This is a genomic window from Gordonia sp. UBA5067 (genome assembly GCF_002414845.1).
Taxonomy (GTDB): domain Bacteria; phylum Actinomycetota; class Actinomycetes; order Mycobacteriales; family Mycobacteriaceae; genus Gordonia; species Gordonia defluvii.
In genome coordinates, this window is sequence record NZ_DIAX01000037.1 from 1 (window position 1) to 22189 (window position 22189).

General features: G+C 67.8%; 16 protein-coding genes, 2 pseudogenes and 1 riboswitch. Of the genes and pseudogenes, 12 read left to right on the forward strand and 6 right to left on the reverse strand.

Annotated features, from left to right (window positions below; all coding sequences use genetic code 11):
• The 8 genes from B4M62_RS06005 to B4M62_RS06040 all read left to right on the forward strand — a co-directional run.
• Positions 1-358 (forward strand): carboxyl transferase domain-containing protein (locus B4M62_RS06005; RefSeq protein ID WP_290706073.1); only part of this gene is annotated, 358 nt, incomplete at its 5' end.
• Positions 355-582 (forward strand): acyl-CoA carboxylase epsilon subunit, encoded by a 228-nt coding sequence (locus B4M62_RS06010; protein ID WP_290706074.1) that lies wholly within the window; start codon positions 355-357, stop codon positions 580-582. The genes B4M62_RS06005 and B4M62_RS06010, both read left to right, overlap by 4 nt.
• Positions 579-1211, forward strand: a complete 633-nt coding sequence (locus tag B4M62_RS06015) for a Maf family protein (protein WP_290706075.1) — start codon at positions 579-581, stop codon at positions 1209-1211. The genes B4M62_RS06010 and B4M62_RS06015 overlap by 4 nt, the downstream gene beginning before the upstream one ends.
• 42 nt (positions 1212-1253) lie before the next feature.
• On the forward strand, positions 1254-2159 hold the full coding sequence (locus tag B4M62_RS06020) for a sulfurtransferase (protein ID WP_290706076.1): 906 nt from the start codon (positions 1254-1256) through the stop codon (positions 2157-2159).
• The gene (locus B4M62_RS06025) at positions 2152-2574 is read left to right on the forward strand and encodes a SufE family protein (protein ID WP_290706077.1); all 423 of its coding nucleotides are present in this window, start codon (positions 2152-2154) and stop codon (positions 2572-2574) included. Before B4M62_RS06020 ends, B4M62_RS06025 begins: the two co-directional genes overlap by 8 nt.
• A gap of 10 nt (positions 2575-2584) precedes the next feature.
• On the forward strand, positions 2585-4108 hold the full coding sequence (locus B4M62_RS06030) for a condensation domain-containing protein (protein WP_290706078.1): 1524 nt from the start codon (positions 2585-2587) through the stop codon (positions 4106-4108).
• 73 nt (positions 4109-4181) lie between these two features.
• Positions 4182-5978 (forward strand): acetyl/propionyl/methylcrotonyl-CoA carboxylase subunit alpha, encoded by a 1797-nt coding sequence (locus tag B4M62_RS06035; protein WP_290706079.1) that lies wholly within the window; start codon positions 4182-4184, stop codon positions 5976-5978.
• A gap of 22 nt (positions 5979-6000) precedes the next feature.
• The gene (locus B4M62_RS06040) at positions 6001-6321 is read left to right on the forward strand and encodes a hypothetical protein (protein ID WP_290706080.1); all 321 of its coding nucleotides are present in this window, start codon (positions 6001-6003) and stop codon (positions 6319-6321) included.
• 41 nt (positions 6322-6362) lie between these two features.
• On the opposite strand, the gene B4M62_RS06045 is transcribed toward B4M62_RS06040, so the two are convergent.
• A complete protein-coding gene (locus B4M62_RS06045) occupies positions 6363-7484 on the reverse strand; it encodes a type IV toxin-antitoxin system AbiEi family antitoxin domain-containing protein (RefSeq protein WP_349678339.1) in 1122 nt (373 codons plus the stop codon).
• Between B4M62_RS06045 and B4M62_RS06050 the strand changes: the two genes are divergently transcribed.
• The 3 genes and pseudogenes from B4M62_RS06050 to B4M62_RS06060 all read left to right on the forward strand — a co-directional run bounded on the left by B4M62_RS06050 (position 7378) and on the right by B4M62_RS06060 (position 13051).
• A complete protein-coding gene (locus tag B4M62_RS06050) occupies positions 7378-8787 on the forward strand; it encodes an acyltransferase family protein (RefSeq protein WP_290706082.1) in 1410 nt (469 codons plus the stop codon). The two genes, B4M62_RS06045 and B4M62_RS06050, sit on opposite strands and share 107 nt — an antisense overlap.
• A riboswitch (cobalamin riboswitch) is annotated at positions 8777-8969 on the forward strand. (Overlaps the previous gene by 11 nt.)
• 154 nt (positions 8970-9123) lie before the next feature.
• A complete protein-coding gene (gene metE, locus B4M62_RS06055) occupies positions 9124-11439 on the forward strand; it encodes a 5-methyltetrahydropteroyltriglutamate--homocysteine S-methyltransferase (protein ID WP_290706088.1) in 2316 nt (771 codons plus the stop codon).
• 233 nt (positions 11440-11672) lie between these two features.
• Positions 11673-13051: pseudogene (locus B4M62_RS06060) on the forward strand (MFS transporter).
• A 21-nt stretch (positions 13052-13072) separates the two neighbouring features.
• Here B4M62_RS06060 and B4M62_RS06065 read toward each other — a convergent pair.
• The 5 genes and pseudogenes from B4M62_RS06065 to prpD form a co-directional block, all read right to left on the reverse strand.
• Positions 13073-13636 carry a peroxidase-related enzyme gene (locus B4M62_RS06065; RefSeq protein WP_290706083.1) on the reverse strand — a complete coding sequence of 188 codons (564 nt, stop codon included), beginning with the start codon at positions 13634-13636 and terminating at the stop codon, positions 13073-13075.
• 36 nt (positions 13637-13672) lie between these two features.
• A pseudogene (locus B4M62_RS06070) lies at positions 13673-17048 on the reverse strand (pyruvate carboxylase).
• Between the two features lie 3 nt (positions 17049-17051).
• Positions 17052-18194: a bifunctional 2-methylcitrate synthase/citrate synthase gene (locus tag B4M62_RS06075; RefSeq protein WP_290706084.1), complete on the reverse strand. Its 1143-nt coding sequence runs from the start codon at positions 18192-18194 to the stop codon at positions 17052-17054.
• Between the two features lie 5 nt (positions 18195-18199).
• The gene (gene prpB / locus B4M62_RS06080) at positions 18200-19108 is read right to left on the reverse strand and encodes a methylisocitrate lyase (protein WP_290706085.1); all 909 of its coding nucleotides are present in this window, start codon (positions 19106-19108) and stop codon (positions 18200-18202) included.
• Entirely contained in the window at positions 19108-20631 is a 1524-nt protein-coding gene (prpD, locus tag B4M62_RS06085) for a 2-methylcitrate dehydratase PrpD (RefSeq protein ID WP_290706086.1), read from the reverse strand. The genes prpB and prpD overlap by 1 nt, the downstream gene beginning before the upstream one ends.
• A 121-nt stretch (positions 20632-20752) precedes the next feature.
• Between prpD and B4M62_RS06090 the strand changes: the two genes are divergently transcribed.
• Entirely contained in the window at positions 20753-22165 is a 1413-nt protein-coding gene (locus tag B4M62_RS06090; protein ID WP_290706087.1) for a short-chain fatty acyl-CoA regulator family protein, read from the forward strand.
• Positions 22166-22189: the final 24 nt, after the last annotated feature.

Here is a 22189-nt window from a genome sequence, read left to right on the forward strand (position 1 = left end):
GGCCTACGGCGGCGCGTACGACGTCATGGGCTCCAAGCACATGGGTGCCGACGTGAACCTGGCCTGGCCGACCGCCCAGATCGCGGTCATGGGCGCCTCCGGCGCCGTCGGCTTCGTCTACCGCAAGGAGATCAAAGAGGCGCGGGAGAACGGTCAGGACGTCGACGCACTGATGATCAAGCTCCAGGAGGAGTACGAGGACACCCTCGTCAATCCGTACGTGGCGGCTGAGCGCGGCTACGTCGACGCGGTCATCCCACCGAGTCACACCCGCGGGCAGATCGGCAAGGCGCTGCGGCTGTTGGAGCGCAAGATGGTCATCACGCCGGCACGCAAGCACGGGAACATTCCGCTATGAGCGACGCAGCGAAGACCACCCCGACCACCCCGCCGTTCGTCACCGTCATCAAGGGGAACCCGACGCCGGCACAACTGGCGGCCCTCACCGCGGTCGTGGCCGCCAAGGCGGCCGCGGCCGGCGGCGAGCCCAGCGACGGCGCCCGCAACGAGTGGGGTCGCCCCACCGATCAGCTGCGGCCCAACTGGGCGTCGGCGACCAGCTTCTACAAGCAACTTTGGTGACCCACCCCGAAGTCATCCTCGGCTCCGCATCCCCCGCCCGACTGCGCGTGCTCCGGCAGGCCGGGCTGGATCCGCGGGTGCTCATCGCCGATATCGACGAGGACTCCCTCGCCGCCGAACTGGCCGCCGCACCGCCGGCGGAGATCGTCACCCGGCTGGCCACCGCCAAGGCCGATGCTCTCCTCACCCGGGTCACCTCGCCCGACGCCGTGTTGCTGACGTGCGATTCGATGCTCCATATCGGCGGCGGGCTGGCTGGAAAGCCCCACACCCCCGAGGTTGCCCGACAGCGCTGGACACAGATGTCCGGGCGGTCGGCGAACCTGCTCACCGGACAGTGCCTCACCCGGATCGTCGACGGCGCGCCCGTCGCACAGGCCGCCGATTGCCAATCCACACAGATCCGCTTCGCCACGCTCGATACCGCGACGATCGACGCCTACGTCGCCACCGGCGAACCGCTCGCGGTGGCGGGCTCGTTCACCCTCGACGGAATCGGCGGCTGGTTCGTCGACGGCATCGACGGCGATCCGTCGTCGGTGATCGGCATCAGCCTCCCGCTCACCCGCCGCCTCCTGGCCCGCCTCGACGTCGACGTCACCACGCTATGGTCGACGCGCGCGCGGTAGTCTCGCAACCACCGCCCCTCTCGCGACGAAAGGCTCCCACCCATGGGTGTTGAACTCGACCCGACCCCGGCCTTCGCCGACTACGCCCACCCCGAACGGCTGGTCAGCACCGCCTGGCTGGCCTCGCGGCTCGGCACCCCCGGCCTCAAGGTCATCGAGTCCGACGAGGATGTGCTGCTCTACGACATCGGCCATGTCCCGACTGCTCAGAAGGTCGACTGGCACCTACATCTCAACGACCCGGTCACCCGCGACTACATCGACGGCGAGCAGTTCGCCGAACTGATGCGCTCGAAGGGCATCAGCCGCGACGACACGGTCGTCATCTACGGGGACAAGAGCAACTGGTGGGCGGCCTACGCGCTGTGGGTCTTCACCTTGTTCGGCCACCCCGACGTCCGGCTGCTCGACGGCGGCCGTGATGCCTGGTTCGCCGAGGACCGGGACTCGTCCTTCGACGTGCCGGAATACCCTCGCAGCGACTATCCGGTGGTGGAGCGCGACGACTCGGCGATTCGCGCCTACGCCGATCAGGTGCTGGCCACACTGGGCGACGAGCCCCTCATCGATGTGCGTTCGCCGCAGGAATACACCGGCGAGCGCACCCACATGCCCGATTACCCCGAGGAAGGCGCGCTGCGCGGCGGGCATATCCCTACCGCGGTGTCGATCCCCTGGGCCAGGGCCGCCGCCCCCGACGGCCGGTTCCGGTCACGCGCCGAACTCGAGGAGATCTACGGCGGGTTCAACCCGGATACGCCGACCATCGCGTACTGCCGCATCGGCGAGCGGTCCAGCCACACGTGGTTCGTGCTCACCCACCTCCTCGGCTTCGGCAACGTCCGCAACTACGACGGGTCGTGGACCGAGTGGGGCAACCGGGTGCGCGTGCCGATCGTCGTCGGCGAGGAGCCCGGCACCGTGGGCGGGCCCGCCGTTCGTGAGTGACCTGCCCGCCCCACTCGCCGAGATCGTCGACGACTTCACCGCGCTGTCGGAGTCCGATCGCGCGACACTGCTCATCGAGTTCGCCGACGAATTGCCAGCGCTGCCGGCGCACCTCGAGCCGGCCGCAATGGAACCGGTTCCCGAGTGCCAGTCGCCGATCTTTCTGTCCGTCGACGCGTCCGACCCGACAGCGGTTCGCCTGTTTTTCAGCGCGCCACGGGAAGCCCCGACGACCCGGGGGTTCGCCGCCATCCTTCATCAGGGCCTCGACGGGCAGCCCGCCGGCGTGATCGCCGCGGTGCCCGCCGACTTCGGCTACGACCTCGGCCTTGCATCGGTCGTGTCACCACTGCGGCTGCGCGGCCTTGCGGGCATGCTGGCACGGATCAAGGCCGCGATCGCGCGCGCCGGGTAGCGGCGGGGCGATGGATTTCCTGCAAATCCTCGATCTACCCGTGCAACCGGGCGGACTCGTGGAGTGGACCCCGACGCTCGGCGACGGCGCCACAGCGCTGCGCAGCGACCCACGTCCGACCTCGCACAATCACGAGCGGCACTTGCGTGAGGCGCTCGCCTACCAGGAACAAACCGGGTACACCGGCGGCCGCGAGTCGTGGCTCGGCGTGGCGATCGAGTTCGACGAGCCGCTGTCCATCCCCGCGATCCGCGCCGCTCTCACCGCGTGGATCGACCGTCACGAGGTCCTGCGCTCCCACGTCGTCTTCGAGCGCGGCGACAACGGCTCGGTCGGCGTCGGCCGGTTGCGCCGCTACTCGGCCGGACCGGGGTCGGTGTCGTTGACGATGAGCCGGATCGGCTGGTACCACGATTCGGGGCCACTGATCGAGCAGGTAGCCGGCTGGTTCGACCGCAGTACGGCCCCGATCCGCTGGCCGGCATACTGCTTCGCCACGGTCGGCCGACAGGATTCCTTCACGCTGCTGTTCGCCGGCGATCATTCACTGCTCGACGGCTACTCCCTGATCATGATGGTGCCCGAATTGCGCACGCTCTACCACGACGCCACCGCCGGGTCGGAGCGCACGCCCCATCGGCCGGCCCCCCGGCCGGCGGCACCCGCCGACACCATCGGCAGCTATGTGGACTTCAGCGCTGCTGAGCGCGACGACGCCGATCGATCCACCGCCGACCACCCCGCCGTGGCCGCGTGGGCGTCGTTCCTGGCCGAGGGAATGCCGCGCTACCCGACTTTGCCCAGATGTGCTCCAGCGGATTCGGCGATCGCCGGTGACAGACCGGAGCAGGCGCACGGGTTCGCCGTGGGGGGCTACGCGGAAGGCGCGGCGACCGCCGCCGCCACCCGGCCGCAACAGTCGCTGTACGCGCTGCTGGCCGACGACGATACGACCAACCGCTTCACCGCCGTCTGCTCCGGTGCCGGCACGACGTTGTTCGCCGGCGTGATGGCCGCGCTGGCGTGGGCGTCGTACGAACGCACCGGCTCGACCCGCTTTCGTGCCGTCCTGCCCCGACACACCCGGCATCAGCCGCAATGGCAGGCCGCACTGGGCTGGTTCGTGTCGCTGTCCCCCTTTGAACTGGATCTCACCGGGGTGACCACCTTCCCCGAGTTGGCGGTCCGGGCGTCGGCCGAATTGCGTCGCGGAAGAGTCGGCGCGTCCCTGCCCCTCCTGCACGTGGCCGCGGTCCTCGGGGCGACGGACTCGCCACGGTTCGTCATCTCCTTCCTCGACACCCGGGCCTCGCCCGGGGCCGACACCGACGACGGCGGCGCGGCACGCGTCCTGCGCAGCCACCGCTATGCCGACGACGAGGTGTACCTGTGGATTAATCGGACGCCGGGCGGGCTGCGGCTGTCCGCGCGCTATCCCGGGATCCTCGACACGGATGTACGCGGATTCGCCCACACGGTCACCGACGTCGTCGCCGAGGTGTCCACGCGCAGTTCCTGGCAGCCCAGGGCCTAGTGTGAGGTGCGATACGCTCCCCTCTAGAATCCGATGAGCGCCATACCCCGCGTCCGCAGCTACAGGAGACTACGTGCCCACCAACGCCACGATCACCAAAGTTCTCATTGCCAACCGTGGTGAGATCGCCGTCCGAGTCATCCGCGCAGCGCGCGACGCCGGTATCACCAGTGTTGCCGTGTACGCCGAGCCGGATGCCGATGCGATGTTCGTCCAACTCGCCGACGAAGCGTTCGCGCTGGGCGGCCAGACCTCGGCCGAATCCTATTTGGTGTTCGACAAGATCCTCGAGGCCGCCCGCAAGTCCGGCGCCGACGCGATCCACCCCGGGTACGGCTTCCTCTCGGAGAACGCCGACTTCGCCCAGGCCGTACTCGACGCCGGGCTGATCTGGATCGGACCGTCACCGCAGTCGATCCGCGACCTCGGCGACAAAGTCACCGCGCGTCATATCGCCGAGCGTGCCAGGGCGCCGATGGCCGCGGGAACCAAGGACCCGGTGCAGAATGCCGACGAGGTCGTCGCCTTCGCCAAGGAGTACGGGGTGCCGGTCGCCATCAAGGCGGCATTCGGCGGCGGCGGTCGCGGCATGAAGGTCGCGCACACCATCGATGAGATCCCCGAGCTGTTCGAGTCCGCCACCCGGGAGGCGGTGGCCGCGTTCGGCCGCGGCGAGTGCTTCGTCGAGCAGTATCTGGACAAGGCCCGCCACGTGGAGGCCCAGGTCATCGCCGACCAGCACGGCAACGTGGTCGTCGCCGGTACCCGCGACTGTTCGCTGCAGCGCCGCTTCCAGAAGCTCGTGGAAGAGGCTCCGGCCCCCTTCCTCACCGACGATCAGCGCGATCGGATCCACTCCTCGGCCAAGGCCATCTGCCGCGAAGCGGGCTACTACGGTGCCGGCACCGTCGAATACCTCGTACAGGGCGACACCGTCTCCTTCCTCGAGGTCAACACCCGGTTGCAGGTCGAGCACCCGGTGACCGAAGAGACCGCGGGCCTCGACCTCGTCCGTCAGCAGTTCCGCATCGCGCAGGGCGAGCAGCTGACCGTCACCGAGGATCCGACACCCCGTGGGCACTCGTTCGAGTTCCGCATCAACGGCGAGGACGCCGGCCGCGGCTTCCTGCCCGCCCCCGGTCCGATCCGCGTCTACCGCGAACCCGCCGGGCCCGGAGTCCGCGTCGACTCCGGCGTCCGCCAGGGCGACGTCATCGGCGGCCAGTTCGACTCGATGCTCGCCAAGCTCATCGTCACCGGCGAGACGCGCCAGCAGGCTCTCGAACGGGCGCGTCGCGCTCTCGACGAATTCGAGGTCGACGGCCTGGCCACGGTCATCCCCTTCCACCGCCACATCGTCAGCAACCCGGCCTTCATCGGCGGGATCGACGAGAACGGCGTCGAGAAGTTCGATGTCTACACCAAGTGGATTGAGAACGATTGGGACAATCAGCTCGAGCCGTTCGGCGGCGGCGATCCCCTTGACGAGGACGCGGCCGCGCCGCGTCAGAAGGTCGTCGTCGAGATCGACGGCCGCCGGGTCGAGGTGTCCCTGCCCGGCGACCTCGCCTTCGGCGAGAACGGGGTGCGCGGCGGCGCCGTTCGCCGCAAGCCCAAGGCGCGCACCCGCGCGAAGGCCGGCGCTTCGGCCGCGTCCGGTGACGCGATTGCCGCACCGATGCAGGGCACCGTGGTGAAGGTCGCCGTCCAGGAGGGCCAGGAGGTCGCCGAGGGCGAGCTCGTCGTCGTCCTCGAGGCCATGAAGATGGAAAATCCGGTGACCGCCCACAAGGCTGGCACCGTAACCGACCTGTCGGTCGCAGCAGGCGATTCCGTCACCCAGGGTGCCGTGCTACTCGAGATCAAGTAGCCGCAATTCGCACCGTGCGCTGATGGAAGCCGTCGAGATCAATGCGGGGTCGTGGTACCTGCGCGCCCTGCGCGATGACGACCGGCTCAGTGACGTTCCGGCGCTCAGCGACCTCGGGATCGCCGACCCCGCCGCCTTCGTCGTTGCCGCTGACGCCGGCTGGGCCGACGAAACCCGGTTCACCTGGGCCGTGTGCGAGCCGACAACCGGCGAGTTGATGTCGCTGATCACCGCCGATCCGGGAGGTCGGCCCGACGGCATGGCCCGCGACGGGCAACAGTCGAGCCTCGACGAGGTACGTCAGGTCGTCACGCGCTTCCTGTTGTCGCTGGAGTTCCGCTAGGACGTCGGGGTCGGTGTCGGGTGGCACACAGCCGGGCGACCCTATCCGAGCAAACCCACCCGGCGCAGCCAGTACCGGCAGGGCAGCGCGACGTCGCGCCGTTCGAGGTCGGTCCAGGTGAAGCGCAGCACCCTAATCCCCATCCGACCGAGCCGGTCGTCTCGCGCGATTGCGCGCCACGCCGCCGACAGGGGTGAATCACCGGGCACCCGGACCCGGCCGAAGCGGGCCGCCCCGTCAAACTCGCCGAGGATGCTGCCATCCCAATCCATATCAGGCTCGGCGAGCACCTCGCCGCATACGTCCAGCAGCGGATGCTTGAGGCGTGGCCGGGGTAGTCGTGCGGCGAGCAATTGCGCTCGGCACCACGACTCGCCAACGCCGTCGGCGCAGGGTGAGGAGTGGCGCAGCGCGAGCCGAACCGTGCCGGTGGCGCCGCGCCGGCGAACCAGATCGGCCAGCACACCGGGGTGCGCTCCACGACGCAGCGCCGCGTCGAACACCGCCAGCGCGCCGGCGAATCCCATCGGGGAGGCGGCCGCGACATCGACCGCGGTGCGCTCGAGAGACGTAGCGCACTGGCCGCCGAGGTCGACCACGTCCCCCGGGTAAAGGATGGCGACGTGAATCCGCCGGAATTCCGAACGCACCCGCACCGACTCCGACGGGACCGTCACATGGACGTCGCCGAACTCCGGTCGCAGCATCGGCAGTCCGTGCAGCACCGCCGCGGAGGCGTGGCTCACCACCACCCGGAGAGAAGTCTTAACCTCTCCGATCATCAGCCGGTGGCGCGCATCGGGGGACTGTGCGCCGGCCGGGACATAGAGACCCGAACCGATGCGGTCCAGGTCACCGGCCGCCACGGCACGGTACAACATGGTGACCGGTAATCCTCGCGCCACCATCGAGCGCCGGCGAACCGCGCCATCGGCATCGATTGGAATTGTCGTCATATGTCTTGGACGCAGCAGATCGCCAAACGGTTGCAACCCCCACCACACCTGAGTAGAACCACACGTCTCGCCGGCCCCCCGAATCCGCAGGATGGAGAGCATGAACCTCGCTGTCTTTCCCTCCGCGTCGCGCGTCGCCGCGAGCACACCCGCCGAACGCGACCGCGCTGTCGACGTCGCCCGGATCGCCAGTCTGCTGGTCGTCATGTTCGGCCATTGCTTCCTCGTCCTGGCCACCATCACCGCATCCTCGCAGCTGTGGGTCGGCAACGTGCTGGGTGAGCTGCCGGCCCTTCGCCCGGTGACCTGGCTGCTGCAGGTCATGCCGCTGTTCTTCTTCGCCGGCGCCGCCTCGGCCACCTACGGACTCGACCGTTCCCGTGCCGGCGAGACCACCGGGAAGGCGCCACCGTGGGGTGTGTGGCTGTTCACCCGCGCCCAGCGCCTGTGCCGACCCGTCTTCGCCTACCTCGCCGTCTGGAGCCTCGCGCTGGGCGCGACGAGAATGCTCGCAGGTCCCGCCGCCGGCGCCCGCCTCGGCGAGCAGTGTGTCGCGATGCTGTGGTTCATCGGCGTCTACCTCATCATTCTGGCGTGCGTCCCGGCCCTGGTCCGCCTCTCCTCGGCGCGCGGGTTCGTCGCGCTGGTTGTCGCACTCCTCGCACTGACCGCGGCGTTCGATTGCGCGCGCATCCGCTTCGACAACCTCGCGTGGGGCCTGCCGAACTTCCTCTCCGTATGGCTGATCCCGGCCGTGATCGGTGTCGCCTATGCGCGCCGGTACATCACGCCGAAATCCGCCGTGGTGATCGCCGCGGCCGTGTTCCTCCTCAACATCGTTGTCGTCGCCGTCGGCCCCTACGAAATCGCGCTGGTCGTCACCGGCAACGAGGGCCTGTCCAACGTGACCCCGCCGACGATCGTCCTGGGGCTGCACTGTGTGTGGATGTGCCTGCTGTTCGCCGCCGCCGCCGAGCGCATCGGCGGGTGGGCCCGGCGGGCGAGCGTCTGGCGCTGGGTGGCGATCGGCAACGGCGGCGCGATGACGCTCTACCTGTGGCACATTCCGACGATCGTCGCGACGATCCTGCTGCTTCACGTCGCCGGGATCGACGTCGTCTCCCCCGCGCAGCCTGGATTCTGGGTGCTGATGATCGTGCGCGCAGCGGTATTCGCCGTCGTGATGGCGATGGCATTCGTCCTGCTCCTGCCGCTTGAGCACCGCCGCCTGCGGTGGTGGGACGACCGGATCGCCGCGGGCGGCGGTCGCGCGACGGCGATCGGCGTGCTGGTGTGCGCCGCGGGCCTCGCCATCTTGCTGATGGCCAAGCAGAGCCTCGGTACCGAAACCGGCTGGTGGGCACTGCTCGGCTTCCTCGTCGCACTCAGTTCGGCCCGCGCCCTCGCCTCAGATACGATGGAGGAGCAATTGGTCCCGATGACCCGCGAGTATGAGGAGCCCCTGGCCCGCGAGTCATCTGCCGAGTCGTCGACGGTGCCCGCCGAGTAGTCCACCGGGTTCCGCGCCGACAAGAGGGAATCCGGTGCAAGTCCGGAACTGACCCCGCAGCGGTGAATCGGAAGCGACCACTGTCAACGCACTGGGCGAACCGCCTGGGAAGCGACAGTCAGTAGGTGTGACGCAGTCACGTGCCGATGAGTCCGAAGACCTGCCAATTGTGCCGGGCACGCCGTGCCCGGTGGCTCATCGCCCCGAGGATCTGGGCGCAGGGGTCGACGAATGTGGCATCACCGGCTCCTGGTCTTCGGCGTCGTCGCCACCACGTTGCTCCCCTGCTTCCGCCGGGCGGTGAACAGTTGGAATACACCACAGGAGCAGCAACACATGTCCTCGGACACCACCACCGCGCAAGCACCCGATTTCCTCGCAACCGTTGGCGGCACCGCCCGCATCGGCGCGAACCGCGAACTGAAGCGGGCAATCGAGAGCTATTGGAAGGGCCAGACCGACCGTGCGTCGCTCGAAGCCGTCGCCGCGTCGCTCCGCGGGGAGACCGCGCGCGGGTTGCGCGACGCCGGTCTCGATTCGATCCCGGTCAACACGTTCTCGTACTACGACCAGATGCTCGACACGGCGATCATGCTCGGAGCCCTGGCGCCGCGCTTCAGCGCCGTCGACGATGAGCTGGACCGCTACTTCGCCGCGGCCCGCGGCACGGCCGAGCTCACGCCGCTGGAAATGACCAAGTGGTTCGACACCAACTACCACTACCTCGTACCGGAGCTGTCCACCGAGACCGCCTACTCACTCAACGCGACGAAGGTGCTCGCCGAACTGGCCGAGGCGGCCAACCTCGGCGTAGACGCCCGACCGGTCATCATCGGCCCGATCACCTTCCTGGCCCTGGCCAAGTCGACCGACGACAGCAATCCGCTCGACCGGATCGACGACGTACTCTCGGTCTACGACGACCTGCTGGCCACGCTGGCGCAGGCCGGTGCGGCCTGGGTCCAGATCGACGAGCCGGTGCTCGTCACCGACATCATCGCCGACACCGCTGAGCTGTCCACGACCGCGGAGGTGGCCGGGTCGGTCTATCAGCGGCTGTCCAACAACACCGAACGTCCGGCGATCTTCGTCAACACCTACTTCGGCGACCCGGGCGCCGACGTGCTCGCTGCGCTCGCCGCGACCGGCGTCGAGGCCATTGGCGTTGACCTCGTGTATGGCAGCGCCGACACCGTCGCGTCGGTGCCGGGCCTGTCGACCAAACTACTCGTCGCAGGGGTGGTGAACGGCCGCAACATCTGGCGCACCGACCTCGACGCGGCGCTGGCCGCGCTCGGCACCCTGCTCGGCTCGGCCCGAGCGGTCGCCGTGTCCACCTCCTGCTCCACGCTGCACGTTCCGTACTCGCTGGCACCCGAAACCGACCTGGACGACAACCTGCGCGGCTGGCTCGCCTTCGCCGCGGAGAAGTTCACCGAGGTGTCCGTGTTGGCGACCGCACTGAACGGCAGCCGCGACGCGGTGGCCGACGCCTTCACCGCCTCGGCGGCGGCGCTCGCGACCCGCAGCACCGACCCGCGCGTGCACGTCGCCGCGGTGCGGGAGCGCCTCGCTGCGGTGACCGACGATCAACTGACCCGCGGTGACAGCGGTGCGCGCTTCGCCGCCCAGCAGGAACGGCTGGGCCTGCCGCTACTACCGACAACGACGATCGGCTCCTACCCGCAGACCTCGGCAATCCGCAACGCGCGTGCGGCACTGCGCAGCGGCCAGATCGACGACGCCGAATACACCCGCCGGATGAAGTCGGAAATCGACGATGTGATTGCCCTGCAAGAAGATCTGGGCTTGGACGTGTTAGTACACGGCGAACCCGAGCGCAACGACATGGTGCAGTACTTCGCCGAGCAACTCGACGGCTTCTTCGCCACCCAGAATGGCTGGGTGCAGTCGTACGGCACCCGTTGCGTGCGCCCGCCGATCCTGTTCGGCGACGTCGTGCGGCCGACGCCGATGGCCGTCGACTGGATCACCTACGCGCAGTCGACGACCACTAAGCCGGTCAAAGGCATGCTCACCGGGCCGGTCACCATCCTGGCCTGGTCCTTCGTGCGGGATGACCAACCGGAGAAGGACTCGGCCAACCAGATCGCTCTGGCGATCCGCGACGAGACGATTGACCTGCAGCGCGCCGGAATCGGCATCATCCAGGTCGACGAACCCGCCCTCCGCGAACTGTTGCCGCTGCGCGACGCCGACAAACCGGCCTACCTGCGCTGGGCCGTCGACGCCTTCCGGCTGTCCACCGCGGGCGTCGAGGACACGACACAGATCCACACGCACCTGTGCTACTCGGAGTTCGGCGAGGTCATCGGGGCCATCGCCGACCTCGATGCCGACGTGACGTCGATCGAGGCGGCGCGGTCGGCGATGGAAGTCCTCGACGACCTCAACGCGATCGGCTTCGCCAACGGCGTCGGCCCGGGCGTCTACGACATCCACAGCCCGCGTGTTCCCTCGACCGAGGAAATCACCGCGTCGCTGCGGGCCGCCCTCCAGGCCGTGCCCGCCCAGCGCCTGTGGGTGAACCCGGACTGCGGGTTGAAGACTCGCGGGAACACCGAGGTCGCCGCCTCGCTACGCAACCTGGTCGCCGCAGCCAAGGCCGTCCGGCCGGTGGCGAACGCCTAACCCGTCGCAGCACCCCGGTCGGTGCCCCGCTCAGACTCACCTGGGCGGGGCACCGCCATCTGCCGGCCGTACACTGGGCCGGCCCGGCAGTCGCCTGGTTTCACCGCGCCGATGGGAACTCTGTGTCGCCCTCCGCTTTCTCCGCCACTTCCATCTCGGAGCCGGACACCAGCACACGAACCCCTGCCACGATCGTCGCCGTGCTGTGCGCGGCAGGCATCGCGGTGTCGTTGATGCAGACCATCATCGTGCCGCTGATCCCCCGCCTGCCCGAGTACCTGCACACCTCCAACGACAACGCGGCCTGGGCCCTTACCGCGACGCTGCTGACCGGGGCGGTGTCTACGCCGATCGCCGGGCGGCTCGGCGACATGTACGGCAAGCGGCTCATCCTCGCGGTGACGCTCACCGCGGTCGTCATCGGCTCGGTCGTCTGTGCGCTCGCCGAGTCACTGGTCCCCTTCCTCATCGGCCGTGGACTGCAGGGCCTCGGTATGGGAGCAATCGCGTTGGGGATCAGCATCCTGCGCGATGCCCTGCCGCCCAATCGCCTCGGCGGCGCCGTCGCGGCGATGAGCGCGTCGCGCTCGGCGTCGGCGGTGCGCTCGGCCTGCCGGTGGCGGCCCTCGTCGCCCAGCACAACTGGCACGCCCTTTTCTGGGGCGCGGCCGGCGTCACCCTTGCCTGCCTGGCGGCGGTCATTGTCGTGGTACCGCCGTCGCCCGTACACCGGACCGCCGGCTTCGACTATCCGGGTGCGATAGGACTCGCCGCCGCGCTCGCGATGCTGCTTCTCCCGATCAGCAAGGGGGCGGCGTGGGGATGGACATCCTCGACCACCCTTGGTCTGTTCGGCGCATCCGTGGCCGTATTCGCGCTGTGGCTCGCCTATGAACTGCACCGCGAGCACCCACTGGTCGACCTGCGGACCACAGCCACCCGCACCGTGGCCCTCACCAACGGCGCATCGCTCGCCGCGGGATTCGCACTCTTCGCCATGTCGCTGATTCCGGTGCAACTGCTGATGGCGCCGACCGCGACGGGCAACGGGAATGGACTCTCGATGGTGCACACCGGCCTGTTTCTCGCGCCAGGCGGCCTGGTGATGTTCGTGGCGTCCAACCTCGGCGCACGCGTGTCGAGACAGTTCGGCCCGCGTACCTCGCTCGCCGCCGGTGCCACGGTGATGGGAATCGGATACCTGGTCCAGTTGGTGCTCCTGCTGGCCGACCGGCACATCGGCCCGTGGCACCTGGTGCTCATCACCTGCTGCATCTCCGCCGGAATCGGAATCGCCTATGCCGCGATGCCGGCGTTGATCATGGCGTCGGTCCCGCTGCGGCAGACCGGGGAGGCGAACGGGGTTAACGCACTGATGCGCTCCCTGGGCATGTCAGTGGCCTCTGCCATCGTCGGGATGGTGTTGGCGCACTTCGTGGTCACCGTGTCACTGCCAGCGGGCACCGGCCTCCGGGACCTCGCCTTTCCATCGAACACCGGCTACCTGATTGCCACGACCATCTCGCTACTCGCCTGCGCGGTGTCGGTGGGGTGCGCGCTTGCGCTACCTCCGATCACCACCACTCTGGTAGGCGCAGACGCCGCGGACTGACCGGCGCATTCGCCTGACGACCTAACGTGCCTGCGACGAATACTCCGGATTCGGGCGCATGTCGATGCCGGTGGCCACTCGGTTGGTCATGTTGAAGAACCCGGTTGTCGACGCGATGTCGAAGATGTCTCGGTCGGTGAAGCCGGCAGCACGCAACGCCTGCCGGTCCGCTTCCTCGATCTTCGCCGGCTGCTCGGTCATCTTCTCGGCGAACAGCAGCATGGCGCGCTGCCGACCGGAGAGGCCGGCAGACCGGAAATTCATCACCAGCAGCTCCCCGAGCTCCGGGTCACCGGAAAGCTGCCGGACAGCCGCACCGTGCGCGGTGAGGCAGTAGTAGCACTTGTTGATCGACGATACGACCACCGCGATCATCTCCCGCTCCAGCTTCGACAGGCCCGAGTCGGCAAGCATGAGGTCGTTGTACATGGCGGTGAAGGCAGTCAGCTTCGCCTCGTCGAACGTGTACGCCTGCAGCACGTTGGGGACCATGCCGAGCCGCTCCCGGCAGACGTCAAAGTACTTTTGCGTCTGCGCGCTCAATTCGGCGGCAGGCAGGTCGAGTGCGGTGATCGTGTCGGTCATGGAACAGTCCTCGGTCGTCGGGCCCCGCCTGCCAACCTAACCCAGTTCGACGATCAGATCACCACCGTGGACGTCGGCCTGCGAACCCAACGGCAGTGCGGAAATCGTGCCGGCCCGCGGCGCCGTGATGGTGGACTCCATCTTCATCGCCTCGATCGTGCCGACCCGATCGCCGGCGGCCACCTTGTCCCCGACACTGACCCTGATCGACACCACTCCGTCGAACGGCGCACCGAGATGGCGGGGATTGCCCGGATCGGCCTTCGCCGCGGCAACTGGCGCGTCGGCGACCGACTTGTCGCGCACCACCACCGACCGCAGTTGGCCGTTCACGGTGCACATCACCGTGCGCTCGCCCTTCTCATCGACGTCGCTGACCGCGGCCAGTCCAATCGACCGTTCGACGCCCGGCTCGAGTTCGATGTGTTCTTCGACACCCGCGCGCAAACCGTAGAGGAAGGCGTTGGCCGACAGCCGGGCCGTGTCACCGTATTTGTCACGATGTGCCGCCAGATCGGCGGTGGGGCCGGGAAACAGCAGACGATTCAACGCATCCCGCCGCACCGGCCCCGGTTCTTCGAGGGCGACGCGATCGGCGTCGCTGACCGGCTCGGCCGACGGCGCCTGCCCGCGACCGGACAACACCTCGCTGCGCAGCGGCTCCACCCAGCCCGCGGCGGGCTCGCCCAGTTCGCCGCGAAAGAGCCGATCACCGACTCCGGGATGTCAAACGCCTGCGGGTTCGCCGCAACTCGTCGGCCGTGATCCCCTTGGCGACGAGCGTCAGGGCAAGGTCACCGACCACCTTCGACGACGGCGTGACCTTGACCAGGCGGCCGAGCATGCGATCCGCGCCGGCGTAGGCGTTCTCGATGAGCTCGAACTGGTCGGCCAGGCCGAGCGCGGCCGCTTGCTGGTACAGGTTCGACAGCTGGCCGCCGGGAATCTCGTGCTGGTAGACCCGTCCGGTCGGCGGGTGCTGACCGACGTCGAAGGGTGCGTACACCTTGCGCAGCGCCTCCCAGTACGGCTCCAGCGCACACACCGCACCGAGGTCGAGACCGGTGGCCTGCGCGGTCCCGTCGAAGGCGGCGACGATCGCCGAGAGCGACGGCTGGCTCGTCGACCCCGACAGCGGCGCGCTCGCCCCGTCGATCGCATCGGCACCGGCCTGCACCGCCGCAAGATAGGTGGCGAGCTGCCCCCCGGCGGTGTCGTGGGTGTGGACGTGCACCGGCAGGTCGAAGTTCGTCCGCAGCGCACTCACCAGCGTCGACGCCGCGGGTGGACGCAGCAGGCCGGCCATATCTTTGATCGCGAGGATATGCGCACCGGCGTCGACGATCTGCTCGGCCAATCGCAGGTAGTAGTCGAGGGTGTACAGGTCTTCGGCCGGGTTGGCTAGGTCGCCGGTGTAACAGAGTGCGACCTCGGCGACGGTCCGCCCCTCTTCCCGTACCGCGTCGATGGCCGGGCGCATCGCGTCGACGCTGTTGAGGGCATCGAAGATCCGGAAGATATCGATCCCGGTCCGGGCCGCCTCCTCGACGAAGGAGGTGGTGACAATCGTCGGATACGGCGTATAGCCGACCGTGTTCGCGCCGCGCAGCAACATCTGCAGGCAGATGTTGGGCAGTGCTGCGCGCAGCTGCTCAAGCCGATCCCACGGATCCTCCTTACAGAAGCGCAACGCGGTGTCATAGGTGGCGCCGCCCCAGCATTCCACCGACCACAGCTGTGGGGTGAGGGCGGCCACATACGGTGCGACGCGAACCAGACCGCTGGTGCGCAGCCGCGTGGCCAGCAAGGATTGGTGGGCGTCTCGAAAGGTCGTATCGGTCACGGCAACCGCGTCCTGACCGCGCAGGACCGCGGCGAACCCGTGCGGTCCGAGGTCGCGGAGCCGATCACGGCTACCAGGTTGCGGCTGCGGCAGCGCCAAACCGACGAGCTTGTTTCGCGGCCGGATGACGGCCGCCGGGCGTTCGTACTCCCGGTTGATGGTGACATCGGCCAAGTACTCGAGCAGACGCGCCCAACGCGCGTCCGAGGAGTTGGCGACGAGCAATTCGGGATGCTCGGCGATGAATCCCGTCGTCACCGCTCCGGCGGCGAACTCCTCGTTGGACAGCAGCGATAGCAGGAACTCGATGTTGGTGGCGACGCCACCGATCCGGAACTCCGTCAGGGAGCGTCGCGCGCGGGTGAGCGCAGCTGCACGAGTCTTCCCGCGGCACGTCACCTTGACCAGCATGGAATCGAAGTAGCCGGAAATCTCCGCGCCCAAATACGTGCCGCCGTCGATGCGCACGCCGGCACCACCTGGCGAACGGTACGTGGTGATCGCCCCCGTGTCGGGCCGGAACTGGTTGGCCGGATCCTCGGTGGTGACGCGGCACTGCACCGCGAACCCATGGATTTCGATCTGTTCCTGCGTGATGCCGAGATCGGGCAGGGTCGCCCCCGACGCAATCTGCAGTTGCGCGGCCACCAGATCGACATCGGTGACTTCCTCGGTCACCGTGTGCTCCACCTGGATGCGGGGATTCATCTCGATGAACACATAGCGCCCGTCGGGGGCGAGGAGGAATTCAACAGTCCCGGCACCGCAGTAGCCGATAGCCCTGGCGAAGGCCACCGCATCGGCACACATCGCCGCCCGCAACGCCGGATCCAGATCGGGCGCGGGCGCCTGCTCGACGACCTTCTGGTGGCGCCGCTGCACACTGCAGTCGCGCTCGTAGAGGTGTACGACGTTGCCGGCCGAGTCACCGAGGATCTGCACCTCGATGTGGCGCGGCGCGGCGACGGCCTGCTCAATGAACACGGTTCCGTCGCCGAACGCGGACTGCGCTTCGCGTGAGGCCGAGCCCAGCGACTCCCGCAGCTTCGCCGGCTCATCGACCAGCCGCATACCTCGCCCACCGCCACCGGCCACCGCCTTGACGAACAGCGGGAACCGCATCTGCTCCCCCGCTGCGGCCAGGACGTCGAGGTCGGCGCTGGGCTCGGTGGATTCGAGCACCGGTACCCCGGCCTTCTTTGCGGTGGCGATCGCCGTCGCCTTGTTGCCCGTCCAGTCGAGCACCTCGGCCGGCGGGCCCACAAAGGTCAGGCCGGCGGCCGCACACGCCCGCGCCAGCCTCGGGTTCTCCGAGAGAAACCCGTAACCCGGATAGACCGCATCGGCACCGCACTCGCGCGCCACGTCGACAATCGCACCGATGTCGAGGTAGGCCCGCACCGGATGCCCGGGCGTCCCGATCTGATACGACTCGTCGGCGGCGTTGCGATGGAGCGAATTGCGATCCTCATAGGGATAGATCGCGACGGTCTGCAGGCCAAGCTCGCGGCACGCACGAATCGCGCGGACGGCAATTTCGGACCGGTTGGCGATAAGGACCTTGTACACCTGCTAGTGCTCCTCAACCGAGCGTTGGGGCACCCCGTTGTACGCGCTCAACGGACGGATGAGGGCGTTGTCTGCAGTCTGCTCGATAATATGCGCAGTCCACCCGGTAATCCGCGCCATGACGAAAATCGGGGTAAACGAGCCGATGTCGAAGCCCATCAGGTGATACGCCGGACCGGTCGGGAAGTCGAGATTGGGCAAGATTCCGGTGCGGTCGGCCATCTGCTTGGCGAGCTCGTCGTAGATCGCGAGCCACTTGGGCTCGCCGAGGTGTTCGGACACCCGCACCAGCGCCGCGTGCATCGTCGGGACGCGCGAATCCCCCAACTTGTAAACCCGGTGGCCGAAGCCCATGATCTTCTCGTTGCGCTCCCGCTTACCGTCGAGCCACAGCGTGACCCGCTCGGGGCGGTCGATGTCGATCATGTCGTGCATGACGGCCTCGTTGGCGCCGCCGTGCAACGAGCCCTTGAGTGCGCCAATCGCCGCGGTGACGGCGCTGTAGATGTCCGCCGTCGTCGACGTCACCACCCGTGCGGCGAAGGTCGAGGCGTTGAAGCTGTGCTCAGCGTAGAGGATCAGCGACTGCTCAAAAGCCGACACGATCTCCGGATCCGGGACCTGCCCGAAACACATGTTGAGAAAGTTCTCGGCGTAGCCGTAGCCGTGATGCGGAGCGATCGGATCCAGTCCCCGTCGGCGACGCATATCGGCGGCCACAATCGTCGGCAGCACCGCCAACATCCGTTGCGCCTTCGCCAAGTTCGCTTGCGCCGTTGGCACATCCTCGTCAGGATCGGTCGTCCCGAGGAAGCTGATCATCGTGCGGCAGACATCCATCGGATGGCAGTTGTCGGGGATCCGCGTCAGCACTGCCTCCGCCGCCCGGTCGAGGCGTCGGTTCGCGCGTTCCTTCTGGCTGAATTGCGCCAACTGCGCCACCGTCGGCAATTCGCCGTACCAGAGCAGGTAGGCCACCTCCTCGAAGCTGCAGTTGGCCGCGAGATCCTGCACCGCGTAGCCCCGATAGGTCAGGGAGTTGGTTTCCGGCACGACCTTGGAGATGGCGGTGTTGTCGACGACGACACCTGCCAGACCTTTACGAATCTGAGGTGCTTCGTCGGTGATCGATTCGGTAGTGATCATGGTGTTCACGCTCCTGGAATCGTGAAATTGAAAGTGGCCGTGTCAAATTCGTTGTATTCCGGGTAGCGCAGCAGTTCATACAGCCGCGATCGGTGTTGCATCCCATCGAGAAGGCCGGCCTGGGTGCCCGTCGCCGAAATCTCGCGCAACCCGGCCTCGACCGCGCCCATCGCGATCCGCAGGGTGGTCACCGGGTAGATGACCGCGTTGTAGCCAAGGTCGCCCAACTGCTCCGCCGTGAGCAGCTCGGATTTGCCGAACTCGGTCATGTTCGCCAACAGGGGGATCTCGACGGCGGCCCGGAACTTCTCGAACTCACCAGCATCAGCGAGCGCCTCGGTGAAGATGAGGTCGGCCCCGGCATCGACGTAGGCTTTGGCCCGATCGATCGCCGCGTCGAGCCCCTCGATCGCGCGGGCATCGGTGCGTGCACAGATGACGAAGTTGTCGTCGCGCCGTGCCGCGACCGCCGCCCGCAGCCGTTTGACCATTTCCCCGGTTTCAACGACGGCCTTGCCGTCGAGGTGCCCGCAGCGCTTCGGGTTGACCTGGTCCTCGAGGTGACAGCCAGACAGCCCGGCATCCTCCAGGGTCGCGATGGTGCGCGCGGCACTCATCGGCTCACCGAATCCAGTGTCGGCGTCGATCAGTGACGGCAGATTCGACGCGCGGGCGATCTGCCCGCCGCGCCCGGCAACCTCGGTCAACGTGGTCAAGCCGATGTCGGGCAAGCCGAGGTCAGCGGAGAGGACCGCGCCGGAGATGTAGACCCCCTCGAACCCGAGGTCGGCGATCAGCTTGGCGACCAGCGGCGAGAACGCCCCGGGCCACCGCTGCAGTTCGCCAGAGTTCAGTCCGGCGCGCAACGCTGTGCGCTTATCGGCGTCGGACGTGGCCGATGAGAAGAGGTCCATCAGAAGATCCCCCCGCCGATCTTCGGGGCACCGTCGAGGACGGACTTCTCGACGACGATGTTCAGTGCACTGAGTCCGCCAGCGGCAATCCCGTCGAGCCCCTCGGCCGCGACGAGGAAACGCTCCTGCTCGGCTGCGGTGATGACCCCGTCGGCCAGCGTGGTGAATTTGTTCGTGTACTGCTTTCGGGCGAACGGCCGGGCACCGAGCGGGTGGGCATCGGCAACGGCGAGTTCGTCCTCGATGACGGTCCCGTCTTTCATAGTGATGACCGCGCGGGCGCCGAAGGCCTTCTCCGCGGGGTCCGCGCTGTGGTAGCGGCGCGTCCACTCGGCATCCTCGACGGTGTAGATCTTGTTCCACAGTGCGACCGTGTCGGGGCGAGAGGCCCGTTCGGGGGCATAGGACTTCACATGATCCCAGGTGCCGTCCTGCAACGCGACGGCAAAGATGTACATCACCGAGTGGTCGAGCGTCTCGCGACTGGCCGTCGGATCGAACTTTTGCGGGTCATTGCTGCCGGTACCGATCACGACATGCGTGTGGTTGGAGGTATGCAGGACGATCGACTCGACGTCGTCGATGTTGCCGACCCGCGCGCGCATGCGACGCGCCAGGTCGATCGGCGCCTGGCTCTGGTACTCGGCGGAATGTTCCTTGGTGTAGCTGTCCAGAATTGCCCGCTTGGGCTCACCCGGGCCGGGCAGCGGCACCGTGTACTGCGCGTCGGGACCGTCGAGCAGCCATGCGATCACACCGTCCTCGCCCTCCCAGATCGGCGATGGCGCCCCCTCGCCGCGCATGGCGCGATCGACCGCCTCGATGGCGACCTTGCCGGCCAGCGCGGGAGCATAGGCCTTCCAGCTGGAGATCTGACCCTTCCGTGACTGGCGGGTGGCGGTCGTCAGGTGCAGCGCCTGGCCGATCGCCTGATAGATCGTCTCGACGTCGAGCCCAAGCATCGTGCCGATACCGGCGGCCGCCGACGGACCCAGATGAGCGACGTGGTCGATCTTGTGTTTGTGCAGCGAGATGCCCCGCACGAGGTCGATCTGGACCTCGTAGGCGGTCGCGAGGCCCCGGATCAGGTCGTGGCCGGAGACGCCCTTGTGCTGGGCCACCGCGACCAGCGGCGGGATGTTGTCGCCGGGGTGGGAGTACTCCGCGGCCAGGAAGGTGTCGTGGAAGTCGAGTTCGCGCACGGCGACACCGTTGGCCCACGCGGCCCACTCCGGCGAGTAGCTGCCATTCACACCGAAGACCTGGGCGCCCGCGCCACTCGGAATCCCGCTCGCCCCCCACGGATGACTCACCGCCTGCGCGCGGGCGGTCGTGACCGGGCGGCGGGTGACCGACGCGGCGCTCACCGCGGCATTGTCGATGACGCGGTTGATGATCATCTCTGCGGTCTCAGTCGGCACCTCAACCGGGTCGACGGCAATCTGCGCGATCTTGTAGGCAAGGTGTTCTTCTTGCGGGAAGTCTTCAGCGCTGCGGTGGGTCCGAACCTTGTGATTGATCATGATTCGCACAGTACGCACACTGCGATGACCTGCGAAAGGCCTTGCAGATGTGTATTTTTGTGTACATTCACCGGCCCGTTTGTAAATGTTGTGTAGGTATCATGGAGTATCGTCTGCATACATGGCGAAAGCGTTTGCCGGCGCGCGATTGCGGCGTCTACGAGAAGAGCAGGGACTCTCCCAGGCTGCGCTGGCCCGCCGCCTCGACCTGTCGACGAGCTACGTCAACCAATTGGAGAACGATCACCGCCCGCTGACGGTCCCCGTGCTGCTCGCTCTGAGTCGCGAATTCGACCTGGCGGCCGACTACTTCGCCGCCGATGCCGACGCCCGGCTCGTCGGTGATCTGACCGAGGCCGCCCAGCACACCGAGTTCGACGGCATCAGCCAGGCAGAGATCGCGGAACTTGTCGCCCGGATGCCCGCCGTCGGCAAGGCGATGGTCGGGATGCACCGGCGCCTCGTTGCGATGACCGGCGAGTTGGAGACCTATCGGGCGTCGGTCACCCGCGACGAAGTCGAAGCGCCTCGCGCGTCGACACCGTTCGAAGAGGTCCGCGACTTCTTCTATGACCGCAAGAACTACATCCACCCCCTCGACCTCGCCGCCGAGGAGATGTTCGCCGATCTCGACCTGCGCATCGGCGGCCTCGACGAGCAACTCGCCGGCGTGCTCGATCGCAATCACGGGGTCCGCGTCGTACTGGCCGACCCGGCGTCGCACGCCTCACGCAAACGCGCCTTTGATCCCGAGGCCCAAGTCATCACTCTCGCCCGCCAGCTCCGTCCGGGTCAGCGCGCCTTCCAGCTCGCCACCCAGCTCGCCTTTCTCACCCAGCGGCCACAACTCGACACTATCGTTGCCGAAGCCGGCCTGACCGGGGAGTCCGCGCCGGTTGCGCGGGTCGGCCTGGCGAACTATTTCGCCGGGGCGCTGGTCCTGCCGTACACGCGGTTCCACGACGAGGCCGAGGCCGCACGCTACGACATCGAATTGCTGGGATTGCGCTTCGAAGTCGGATTCGAGACGATCTGCCACCGCCTGTCCACGCTGCAGCGGCCCCGCCAACGCGGGGTGCCGTTCATCTTCGTCCGCACCGACCGCGCCGGAAACATCTCCAAGCGGCAATCGGCGACGGCGTTCCACTTCTCCCGGGTCGGCGGCAGCTGTCCGCTGTGGGTCGTCCACGACGCCTTCACCACTCCCGGCCGGATCGTCACCCAGGTGTCGGCCATGCCCGACGGCCGGTCGTACTTCTGGCTCGGCCGCACCACCGACGAGCCGATGCAGGGATACCTCGGCACTCGGAGCAGCTTCGCCATCGGCCTCGGCTGCGATCTCGCCTATGCCGACCGACTCGTCTACTCCACCGGCGTCGACCTCGACGATCCCCGCCGTATCGTGCCCATCGGCGCCGGTTGCAAAGTCTGCGACCGACCCGATTGTGCGCAGCGCGCCTTTCCACAGTTGGGGCGGCCCATCATCGTCGACGACAACGTCGCCGAGTCCGCTCCCTATCGCTCCCCCCGCTGACCGCCGAGTGGGCACCTCAACCCC

What these genes read in the sequence shown, in the direction of transcription:
- B4M62_RS06065 (WP_290706083.1), bottom strand. Translation starts at nt 13,636, where the DNA reads ATGACCGACACGATCACCGCACTCGACCTGCCTGCCGCCGAATTGAGC.
- B4M62_RS06020 (WP_290706076.1), top strand. Translation starts at nt 1,254, where the DNA reads ATGGGTGTTGAACTCGACCCGACCCCGGCCTTCGCCGACTACGCCCAC.
- B4M62_RS06045 (WP_349678339.1), bottom strand. Translation starts at nt 7,484, where the DNA reads ATGACGACCAGCAGACTGGCGATCCGGGCGACGTCGACAGCGCGGTCG.
- B4M62_RS06040 (WP_290706080.1), top strand. Translation starts at nt 6,001, where the DNA reads ATGGAAGCCGTCGAGATCAATGCGGGGTCGTGGTACCTGCGCGCCCTG.
- B4M62_RS06030 (WP_290706078.1), top strand. Translation starts at nt 2,585, where the DNA reads ATGGATTTCCTGCAAATCCTCGATCTACCCGTGCAACCGGGCGGACTC.
- B4M62_RS06090 (WP_290706087.1), top strand. Translation starts at nt 20,753, where the DNA reads ATGGCGAAAGCGTTTGCCGGCGCGCGATTGCGGCGTCTACGAGAAGAG.
- B4M62_RS06075 (WP_290706084.1), bottom strand. Translation starts at nt 18,194, where the DNA reads ATGATCACTACCGAATCGATCACCGACGAAGCACCTCAGATTCGTAAA.
- metE (WP_290706088.1), top strand. Translation starts at nt 9,124, where the DNA reads ATGTCCTCGGACACCACCACCGCGCAAGCACCCGATTTCCTCGCAACC.
- B4M62_RS06010 (WP_290706074.1), top strand. Translation starts at nt 355, where the DNA reads ATGAGCGACGCAGCGAAGACCACCCCGACCACCCCGCCGTTCGTCACC.
- prpB (WP_290706085.1), bottom strand. Translation starts at nt 19,108, where the DNA reads ATGGACCTCTTCTCATCGGCCACGTCCGACGCCGATAAGCGCACAGCG.
- prpD (WP_290706086.1), bottom strand. Translation starts at nt 20,631, where the DNA reads ATGATCAATCACAAGGTTCGGACCCACCGCAGCGCTGAAGACTTCCCG.
- B4M62_RS06050 (WP_290706082.1), top strand. Translation starts at nt 7,378, where the DNA reads ATGAACCTCGCTGTCTTTCCCTCCGCGTCGCGCGTCGCCGCGAGCACA.